8 protein-coding genes and 1 pseudogene are annotated in these 9,202 nt (G+C 77.1%); 3 read left to right on the forward strand and 6 right to left on the reverse strand.

Translation table 11 applies throughout. The annotated features are described in order from the left end of the window. Positions 1-114 precede the first annotated feature (114 nt). On the reverse strand, positions 115-333 hold the full coding sequence (locus GSF02_RS13325) for a Trm112 family protein (protein ID WP_159797286.1): 219 nt from the start codon (positions 331-333) through the stop codon (positions 115-117). Then, positions 330-1,811, reverse strand: a complete 1,482-nt coding sequence (locus tag GSF02_RS13330) for a phosphomannomutase/phosphoglucomutase (RefSeq protein WP_159797288.1) — start codon at positions 1,809-1,811, stop codon at positions 330-332. The genes GSF02_RS13325 and GSF02_RS13330 overlap by 4 nt, the downstream gene beginning before the upstream one ends. A 58-nt stretch (positions 1,812-1,869) precedes the next feature. Here GSF02_RS13330 and manA point away from each other — a divergent pair, with 58 nt between their 5' ends. Next, a complete protein-coding gene (gene manA, locus GSF02_RS13335; RefSeq protein ID WP_235915561.1) occupies positions 1,870-3,075 on the forward strand; it encodes a mannose-6-phosphate isomerase, class I in 1,206 nt (401 codons plus the stop codon). 40 nt (positions 3,076-3,115) lie between these two features. Here manA and GSF02_RS13340 read toward each other — a convergent pair whose 3' ends face one another. Both GSF02_RS13340 and GSF02_RS13345 read right to left on the reverse strand, forming a co-directional pair. Next, a complete protein-coding gene (locus GSF02_RS13340) occupies positions 3,116-4,108 on the reverse strand; it encodes a glycosyltransferase (RefSeq protein ID WP_159797290.1) in 993 nt (330 codons plus the stop codon). 52 nt (positions 4,109-4,160) lie between these two features. Further along, on the reverse strand, positions 4,161-4,520 hold the full coding sequence (locus GSF02_RS13345; protein WP_159797292.1) for a DUF3499 domain-containing protein: 360 nt from the start codon (positions 4,518-4,520) through the stop codon (positions 4,161-4,163). Positions 4,521-4,632: 112 nt separating this feature from the next. Between GSF02_RS13345 and GSF02_RS13350 the strand changes: the two genes are divergently transcribed. Next, positions 4,633-5,172 carry a metallopeptidase family protein gene (locus tag GSF02_RS13350; protein ID WP_408003896.1) on the forward strand — a complete coding sequence of 180 codons (540 nt, stop codon included), beginning with the start codon at positions 4,633-4,635 and terminating at the stop codon, positions 5,170-5,172. Positions 5,173-5,233: 61 nt separating this feature from the next. Further along, positions 5,234-6,469: an acyltransferase family protein gene (locus GSF02_RS13355; protein WP_159797294.1), complete on the forward strand. Its 1,236-nt coding sequence runs from the start codon at positions 5,234-5,236 to the stop codon at positions 6,467-6,469. A gap of 55 nt (positions 6,470-6,524) precedes the next feature. Here the strand turns inward: GSF02_RS13355 and GSF02_RS13360 are convergent, their stop codons facing one another. Both GSF02_RS13360 and GSF02_RS13365 read right to left on the reverse strand, forming a co-directional pair. Continuing rightward, complete coding sequence (locus GSF02_RS13360; RefSeq protein WP_159797296.1) at positions 6,525-8,246, reverse strand: DUF5719 family protein; 1,722 nt, start codon at positions 8,244-8,246, stop codon at positions 6,525-6,527. A gap of 2 nt (positions 8,247-8,248) precedes the next feature. Beyond that, positions 8,249-9,202: pseudogene (locus GSF02_RS13365) on the reverse strand (glycosyltransferase family 2 protein); the annotation flags it as partial.

The following is a 9,202-nucleotide window of genomic DNA, read 5'->3' on the forward strand; positions in this document are numbered from 1 at the left end:
CGGTCACAGTCGCGGCGGGTGTGCGACGCCGCCGTCAGGGCACGCAGCCGTCAGGGCACGCAGCCGTCAGGGCACGTGGCCGTCAGGGCACGCAGCCGTCAGGGCACGCAGCCGTCAGGCGCGCGGCTCCAACGGCCGGGCGTCCGCCTCCAGCAGCACGGGGATGCCGTCGCGCACCGGGTAGGCCAGCGGCCGCTCCGGGTCGGTGGAGTGCAGCTCGGGCTGCCCGTCCGGCCCGACGCCGTCGACCAGCTCGGCCCCCGTCACCGGGCAGCGCAGTGCGCCGCGCACCCAGGCGTCGAGCCCGCCACCGTTGCTGACCTGCTCGCTCATGCCGGTTCTCCTCCTTCGGCGCGCACCAGCGACAGCACGTCGTCGCGCACCTTGGCCATGATGTCCTCGTCCGCCGCCTCGACGTTCAGGCGCAGCAGCGGCTCCGTGTTCGACGCGCGCAGGTTGAACCACCACTGCGGGTGGCCGTCCCAGTGCGACACCGTCGCGCCGTCGAGCTCGTCGACGGCGATGTCCGGGTAGGCCTCCCGGTAGGCGTCCAGCACGCGCTCGCGCGCCGCGGCGACGTCGGGCACGCGCGAGTTGATCTCCCCCGACGCGACGTACGGCTCGTACATCTCCGCGAGCGCCGACAGCGGGTGCTGCTGCTCGCCGAGGGCGGCCAGCACGTGCATCGCGGCGAGCATGCCGGTGTCGGCGAAGAAGAAGTCGCGGAAGTAGTAGTGCGCGCTGTGCTCGCCGCCGAACACGGCCTCGTGCTGCGCCATCTGCGCCTTGATGAACGAGTGGCCCACGCGGGTGCGCACGGTCGTCGCGCCCGCGGCCTGCAGCAGGTCCGGCACGGCGCGCGAGGTGATGAGGTTGTGGATCACCGTGGGCGTGCGGCCGGCGGCGAGCTCCTTGCCCACCTCGCGCAGCCCCACCAGGGCGGTGATGGCCGACGGCGAGACGGGCCGGCCGGTCTCGTCGACGACGAAGCAGCGGTCGGCGTCGCCGTCGAACGCCAGGCCCAGGTCCGCGCCGTGCTCGACGACGGCGGCCTGCAGGTCGAGGAGGTTCTTCGGCTCGAGCGGGTTCGCCTCGTGGTTCGGGAACGTGCCGTCCAGCTCGAAGTACAGCGGCACGACCTCCAGCGGCAGCGCCGGCAGCCCGGCGCCGGTGCCGAGCACGGCCGGGACCGTGTGCCCGCCCATGCCGTTGCCGGCGTCGACCACGACCTTCAGCGGGCGGATGCCGGACAGGTCCACGAGCCCGCGCAGGAACGCGGCGTAGTCGGCCAGCAGGTCGCGCTCGGTCACGGTGCCCGGCTCGGGCGCCGGCTCGGGCAGCCCGTCGTCGAGGTAGGACTGGGCGCGCTCGCGCACCTGCGCCAGCCCGGTCTCCTGGCCGACCGGCCGGGCGCCGACGCGGCACAGCTTGATGCCGTTGTAGACGGCCGGGTTGTGCGAGGCGGTGAACATGGCCCCGGGCAGGCTCAGCGACCCGGAGGCGAAGTAGAGACCGTCCGTGGAGCACAGGCCGATGCGCACGACGTCGACGCCGGCCGCGGTCAGGCCGCGGGCGAACGCCTCGACGAGCGCCGGCCCCGAGTCGCGCATGTCGTTGCCGACGACCACCGCGGGTCGGCGCGCGGCAGCGTCGGGCGAGGCGTCGGGCGAGGCGCCGGGCGCGTGCTCCGGCAGCACGACCACGCGGGCGAAGGCGGCGCCGACCGCCTCGGCCACCGCGGGTGAAAGCTGGTCCGGGACGGTGCCGCGCACGTCGTAGGCCTTGATGATCGTGGACAGGTCGAGCGTCACGGCGTCAGCCTACGGGGCCCGTGTGCGAGGCTGGGCCGCGACGCGAGGGAGGTGGCCCGTGGGACGGGCGGTGCACGTGCTGACCAACACGGTCCAGCACTACGACTGGGGCTCGCCGGTGGCCGTGCACGAGCTGCTCGGCACGACGCCGGACGGGCGGCCCGCGGCCGAGCTGTGGCTCGGCGCGCACCCCAGCGCACCCTCGCGCACGGCGGACGGCGTGCGGCTGGACGACCTCATCCACGACGACCCGGTGGGCACGCTCGGCACCCGCGTCTCGGACGGCTTCGGGCCGCGGCTGCCCTTCCTGCTCAAGGTGCTGGCCGCGGAGCGCGCGCTGTCGCTGCAGGTGCACCCCCGCCCCCACGCCGCCCGGGCCGGGTTCAACCGCGAGAACCGGACCGGCGTCCCGCTGGGGTCGCCGCAGCGGTCGTTCCACGACGACCAGCACAAGCCCGAGATGGTGGTCGCCCTCACCCGGTTCGAGGCGCTCGCCGGGTTCCGCAGCCCCCGTGCCGCGCTGCGGCTGCTGCAGGGCCTGGACGGCGAGCTCGTCGCCCGGGCGGCCGACGCCCTCGCCCGCGACCGCTCGGGCCAGGGGCTGCGCGCGGCGTTCGGCACCCTCGTCGCGGCGCGCGGCGACGCCGCCTGCCGCGAGCACGTCGACCAGGCGGTGGCGTCGGTGCGCGCGCGCCTGGAGGCCGGCTCGCCGTCGCCCGTCGAGGACGCGACGGTGCTGCTGCTGGCGCAGCAGCACCCCGGCGACCCCGGCGCCGTGGCGTCGCTGCTGCTCAACCGGCTGACCCTCGAGCCGGGCCGGGCGATGTTCGTGCCGCCGGGCGAGGTGCACGCCTACCTGTCGGGGCTCGCCGTCGAGGTGATGGCCAGCTCCGACAACGTGCTGCGGGCCGGGCTGACGACCAAGCACGTCGACGAGCCGGCGCTCGTCGAGTGCGCCTCCTTCGAGCCGTCGCCGCCGGTCACGCCGCGGGTGGCGGTCGCCGGGCGGCACAGCCGCGTGGTGACGTTCCGCGCGCCGGTCGAGGAGTTCGCCCTCACGGCGGCCGCCGTGGACCCGGCCGAGCCGGCGGTGCTGCCCCCGGCCGGCCCTCGGGTGCTGCTCGCGCTCGACGGCCGGCTCGAGCTGCGGCACGCGGGCGGCACGACGCCGCTGCCTCGCGGCCGGTCCGTGTTCGTCCCCGACGCCACCGGCCCCCTCGAGGCCGCCGGCGAGGGCCGGCTCGTCTGCGCCTGGGTGCCCTGACACCAGGATCTCCGGCCCCCGGCGCCCCCTGGCCCCGGCGTCAGGCGCCGAGCGGGCGCGGCGGCTCCCACCGCGGGTCGCGGCGCAGCGCCCGGGCGTCGCGCCAGCCGCGGACCAGCTCGGGCAGGCCGGAGCGGACGTGCCCGGAGACGAACAGGCGCACGAACTCCTTGCCGAACGTCACCGCGGTGCCCAGCGCGAACAGCGCCGGCCGCAGGTCGCCGTGCGCCTGCAGGTAGCGGGCCATGTACCCGCGGTTGCGCATGATGTGGTACCGCGCCATGTCGCTCGTGGAGTTGAGCTTGCGGATGCGCCCGATGGGCAGGTGCTGCAGCGTGCGCGTGCGGCGCAGCGCGAAGTCGCTCACCAGGGCCGGGCGGGTCACCTTCGTGGACAGGTAGCCGTAGATGGTGTCGTCCCAGTAGATGAAGAACCGGGCGTCCGGCAGGCCGATGCGGCGCACCACCTCGCGGTGGAACACCCCGCCTTCGAAGCAGGCGGTGTTCATGGGCCGCCACCGCGGCGCGCCGTCCTCGGGGAAGGCGCGCGGGGCGAACGGGTTGGGGATGCCCATCGTTGTGACGAAGTGGTACTGCCAGTAGAACGCGCTGCCGTCGAAGTTGCGCCGCTGCGGCTGCAGGACGCCGTGCGTCCGGTCCAGCGGCACGCCCGCGGCGAGGTCGCGGTCGACGCCGTCGGTCCAGCGGCGCACGCGCGCGAGGCCCTCGGGGAGCACGGCGACGTCGTCGTCCATCATCCAGATCCAGTCGGCACCCGCCTCGTAGGCGAGCCGCATGCCCTCGCTGAAGCCGCCGGCGCCGCCGGTGTTGGTCGCCTGGGGTGCGTACTGGACCTTGGTCTCCGGCAGGTCGGCGGCGGCGTCGGCGACGATCCGGCCCGTCTCGGGCGAGTTCTCGTTGTCGACCACGACCAGCAGGTCGGGCTTCGCGCTCAGCGCGCGCACGGAGTCGAGCAGCTCGCCGAGCAGCTCCTGGCGCTTGTAGGTGACGACGACGACGGCGAGCTGCGACATGGCCGCCAGCCTATCGGGGCCGGGCGGGCCCCTCGGACGCCGGTGCGGGCGCTCAGTCGCCCTCGGCGCGCAGCACGCGCAGGTGCCCGCGGCGGGCCGTCTCGGTGAGCGTGCCCGGCTCCGGCCGCGCGGGCTGGCGCACGCGGCCGGCCTCGCGGACCGCCTCGGCGAGCGCCGACAGGTCGTCCGGCGTGGGGCCGACGTCCTCGAGCTGCGGGGTGAGCCGCACGACCTCCCAGCCGCGCGGCGCGGTGAGCCGCTCGGCGTGCTCGGCGCACAGGTCGTAGGAGTGCGGCTCCGCCAGCTGGGCGAGCGGGCCGAGGACGGCGGTGGAGTCCGCGTACACGTAGGTGAGGGTCGCGACGGCCGCACGCGTGCATGCCGTGCGCGAGCACTGCCTGACCGATCTCACGCGGTGACCTTACGCCCTGCCCGGGGCGTGCCCCGCGCACCCACGCCGGGCGTGACCGCAGCGTGACCAGCGCCGCACCGGCGCCGCACCGGCGCCGTCGTAGAGTCGGCACGTGGGACTCTTCGGCTCCTCGCGCGGCGGACAGCCGACGCCCCCGCCGCACGGCCGGCCGCGCCGTCCGCGCCCCGCGGTCGTGCCCTTCGTGGCCCCCGCGCTGCCGACGCCGCAGGCCGACGCCGCCCCCGCCCGCCGGCGCGACCGGCGCGGGCGCGGCCTGCGCGGACCGCTGCTGCCGCCCGGCGCCCCGGCGCACCGAAGCCGCTCCGAGCGGTTCGACGACCTGGTGCTCGACGCCGTCGAGGACGTCGAGCGCACGTGGGCGCGGCAGCTGGCCGGCACGGAGTTCGCCGTCGAGGACGTGCCGCCGTCCGACCCGGCGCCGTGGGAGGCCGGCGGCGTCCCGCTCGGGCGGTGCTTCCCCGCGCACGCCGGCCAGCCCGCGCGCGTGGTGGTCTACCGGCGGCCCGTGGAGCTGCGCGCCGTCGACGACGAGGACCTGGCCGACCTGGTCCACGACGTCGTCGTCGAGCAGATCGCCCACCTCCTCGCGCGCACGCCCGAGGAGATCGACCCCCACTTCGAGGGCCGCTGACCCCCGCCCGGACAGGCGCCACCGTGCGCCCGTCCAGGTTGTCTTGTTACCTTCGGCGCCCGTGACACGCCGCTCCCCCCGCCCCGAGGCCTCCGGTCGACTGCACAGCCTGGACGGTCTGCGCGGCGTCGCCGCCGTCATCGTGCTGCTGCACCACACCGCCCTGCTGATCCCCGCGTTCGCGGCCACGTACAAGGGCGGCGACCAGCCGCAGCCCGGGACGCTCGAGTGGAGCCTGGCCCGCACGCCGCTGCACCTGCTGGTCGCGGGGCCGGAGGCCGTCCTGGTCTTCTTCGTCCTCAGCGGCCTGGTCCTGGCGCTGCCCGTGCTGCGCCGCCCCGCGTACGACTGGATGAGCTACTACCCGTCGCGCCTCGTGCGGCTCGGCGTGCCCGTCGCCGCCTCCGTGGCGCTGGCCGCGGTGTGGATCCTGGTCGTCCCGGCGACCCAGCGGCCGGCGAGCGTGTGGACGCACTCGATGCCGTTCACCGACCTGTCGTGGAAGGACGTCGTCGTCGCGCTCGACCTGGTGTCCAGCAGCAGCTACCCGATCAACAACCCGCTGTGGTCCATCCGCTGGGAGCTGCTGTTCTCCCTGGCCCTGCCGCTGTACGTCGCCGCCGCGCTGTGGCTGCGGCGCCGCTGGCTGGTGGTCGTGCTCGTCACGCCGCTGGTGACCTACGCGGGGTACCAGACGTCGAACGGCGCGCTGCACTACCTGCCGGTGTTCTTCCTCGGCACCCTCCTGGCGGCCTCGCTCCCCCAGGTACAGCGCCTGCTGGCGCGGTGCGACGGCCTCTTCTGGCGCCTGGTCGCCTGGCCGCTCGTGACGCTCGCGGCGCTCGCCGTCCTGGTGATGCCGTGGCTGGCCGGCCACGGGTCGCCCGAGCTCACCCACGAGGTCGACGCCCTGCGGGCCCTCGGCCCCCTGGGGGCGCTCGCCGTCGTGGTGACGGCGCTCGGCTGGACCCCGCTGCGGCGGCTGCTCGAGACGCGGCCGTTCCAGGCGGCGGGCAGGTACTCCTTCAGCCTCTACCTCGTGCACGTCCCCGTGATCATGGCGGTGGCCTGGGGCCCGGCCGGCGGTCTCGAGCTGCGCTACCGCGCGCTGCTGTGCGTCGCGGTCTCGGCGGTCGTGGCCGTGGCGTTCTTCCACCTCGTCGAGCGGCACTCGCACACCCTCGCCCGCCGCGTCGGCAAGCGGGTCAGCGCCGCGATCGCCGCCCGGCAGCCGGCCGCCGCCGCCCCGGTCACGCCGGCGGAGCGCACCACGCAGGCTGCCGGCTCGGGCCGCTGACGCCCCGACAGCACAGGCCGGCACCGGGCCCGGCCCGTCCGCCGGGCCTGGACGGTCAGCCGGCGGCGTCGACCTCGTGCACGCTCACGCTGCCGGGCGCCGACACGGTCGCGGTGGCGGGCAGCGACGCGACGAGCGTGCCGGACGAGTCGGTGCCGTCGTCGGCCGTGAGCTGCACCGACCACACGACGCCGGCGTCCTCGGCCTCGACGCCGACGGCCGCCGCGCTGGCGTCGCCGGCCAGCTCCGCGAGGTCCACGGTGGTGCTGCGCGCCGCCTCGAGGTCGACCGACCGCTCGGCGACCTGGGCGCCGTCGGCGCCGTAGAGCCGTACGACGGCCGTGGTCTGCCCGCTCGGGTCGGCGTCCTCGCCGCGGTCGGCCGGCACGGCGGTCAGCGCCAGCACCGCCCGCGTGCCGCCCGGCAGGGCCGCCTGGGCGGAGGCCGCGGCCTCCGGCACCGCCGTGCCCGCCACCCACGCGACGTCGTACGGCGCGCCCGAGACCACCGCGTCGTCGGCCGCCGCGCCCTCGCGGTGGCTGACCGCGGCGGCCACGAGCGGGCGGTCCGCGTCCACCACCACGGTGTAGGACCCCTCCGGCAGACCGCCGATCGGCAGGTCGGTGACGACGCCGGGGTCGAGGTCCACCTCCTCGCCGCCGCGCAGGTACACGCGCCCGTCCGGGCCGTAGACGCTCACGCGGGCGGTGGTCGGCTCCTCGCCGGGCACGAGCATCCGCAGCTGCGGGGCGTGCGGGTCGTCCACGGCCTGGCCGCCGGAGACGATCCCGGGCACGGCGACCGACCGCCGCGGCGCGGCGCCCGGCGTCAGCAGGTCGGTGCCCTGCGGCACCAGCCCGTCGATCGCCTGGGCCTGCAGGGCGGCGGCCACGCGTGCGCCGGACGAGGTCACGTGCACCGCGAGCCGGCGCTGGTCCGGGGCGGCGGCCTCGAGCCGCGTCTCGCGGGACTCGCCCGGGCCGAGCACGAACGAGCCGTTGCTGCCGAGCGCCACCTGGCCGCCGGGCCCGTAGACGTCCAGCGTCACCGTGGCGGCGCGCTCGCTGGGGTTCTGCACCACGAGCAGGGCGCTCGAGCCGACCTCCGTGCTGCCGCCGACGAGCCACTGCGAGATCGCCGGGGCGGTGCAGGCGCCGGCGGCGAGGCCGCGCAGGTCCCCCGACGTGGTGACGGAGGCCAGCGCGCCGGCCGCGCGGAACGGTCCCTCGGCGTCGGGCTGGGCGCGCAGCAGCAGGGAGCCGGACGCACCGCCCGCCGCGGCGTCGGCCGCCGCCCCGCGGGCGAGCTCGCGCCCGCCGGTGCCGTCGAGCGCGGACAGGCGCGGGGCCTGCTCCGGCGACCCCAGGACCGCCAGGGCGTACGTCGAGGCCGTCTGCACCGGCGCGGCCCGGAACTGGTCGTCGCCGACGTCGGCGCCCTCCGGGAGCCGGGCGGGCTGCGGGCACACGAGCGTGGCCGGCGCGGGGTCGACCGCCACCGCGCGTGCGGGGTCGGGCCCGACGGCGGCGGGGTCGCCCGTCAGGGCCTGCGCCCACGGCAGCCCGACGGCGGCGACGGCGCCGGTCGCACCGACCACCGCGACGCCCGTGACCGCCATGGCGACCCAGCGGACCACGGTGCGGGTGCTCCGGCCCCGGGCACTCCTCGTGGCCGGGGTCGCCTCGGTGGTCGACTCCGTGGTCGTCTCGGCGGTCGACTCCGTGGTCGTCTCGGCGGTCGGCTTCGTGGCCGCCCGCGTGGCCTTCTTCCGTGCCACGGTCACCTCCCTCGCCGGCGCCCGACGGGCAGGGCCAGCAGCACGAACACCAGCAGCACGACGCCGCCGGCGGTGAACCACAGCGGCTGGCGCGGGTCCACGTAGTCCACCCGCAGGCGGCCGCCCTCGGCGGGCACCTCGAACGCCTGCAGGCCGTCGGCCTCCACGGCCGCCAGCCGGCGGCCGTCCAGCGTGGCCTGCCAGCCCGGGTCGGCGGCGGACGCCAGCACGACCACGCGCGTGGTGTCGGGGTCGGAGGCCACCGGGACGGCGTCCCGCACGCGCAGGCCCCGGGAGGCCAGCACACCCAGCACCTCGGGCCGGTCGCCCGCGCCCGGCGCCGCGTCCGTCAGCCGCGCCCAGCCCGGGGCGGGCTCGCCCTCGGGCGCGACGCGCCACAGCAGCGTGCCCTCGCCCTCGGTGACGCGCGTCAGGCCGGCCACCATGTCCAGCGTCGTCACCAGGTCGCGGTCGGCCCCGGGCGGCACCTGCACGGCGCCGACCCCGAGGTCGGCCAGCCGCGCCGCGAGGTCGGGCGCCTGGCCGGCGGCCAGGTCGGCAGCCACCGCGTCGAGACGCTCGTCGCCCGCCTGCGGCGCGCCGACGACGCCCGCGTCCCGGGCGCGCACGACCACCGACGCGTCGGTCAGCGCGGTGCCGTCCGCGTGCAGCAGCGCGTAGCCGACCACGCCGTCGGCGTCACGCTCGAGCTGCAGCACGCGGGCGTTGCGGCCGGAGTCCTGCATCTGGCGGCCGACGGCGGGCACCACCGGCGTGGCGGTGGCCCCCAGGTCGCCCACCTGGTGCCCGTGCGCCTCGGCGAGCGCCCACGAGGTGGCGCCGGCCACGGGCAGCACCAGCGCCACGACCACGCCCGCGACGGCGAGGGACCGCGCCGCGCGCCGGCGGGCGCGGCCGGCGTCGGCGTCGCGCACCCGGCGGCCGGCGCGGGCCCC

Source organism: Puerhibacterium puerhi, assembly GCF_009846865.1.
GTDB classification, from domain to species: domain Bacteria; phylum Actinomycetota; class Actinomycetes; order Actinomycetales; family Cellulomonadaceae; genus Puerhibacterium; species Puerhibacterium puerhi.

Excerpts from the sequence above, each read along its gene's own strand:
- GSF02_RS13340 (WP_159797290.1), bottom strand. The coding sequence starts at position 4,108 with ATGTCGCAGCTCGCCGTCGTCGTCGTCACCTACAAGCGCCAGGAGCTG.
- GSF02_RS13325 (WP_159797286.1), bottom strand. The coding sequence starts at position 333 with ATGAGCGAGCAGGTCAGCAACGGTGGCGGGCTCGACGCCTGGGTGCGC.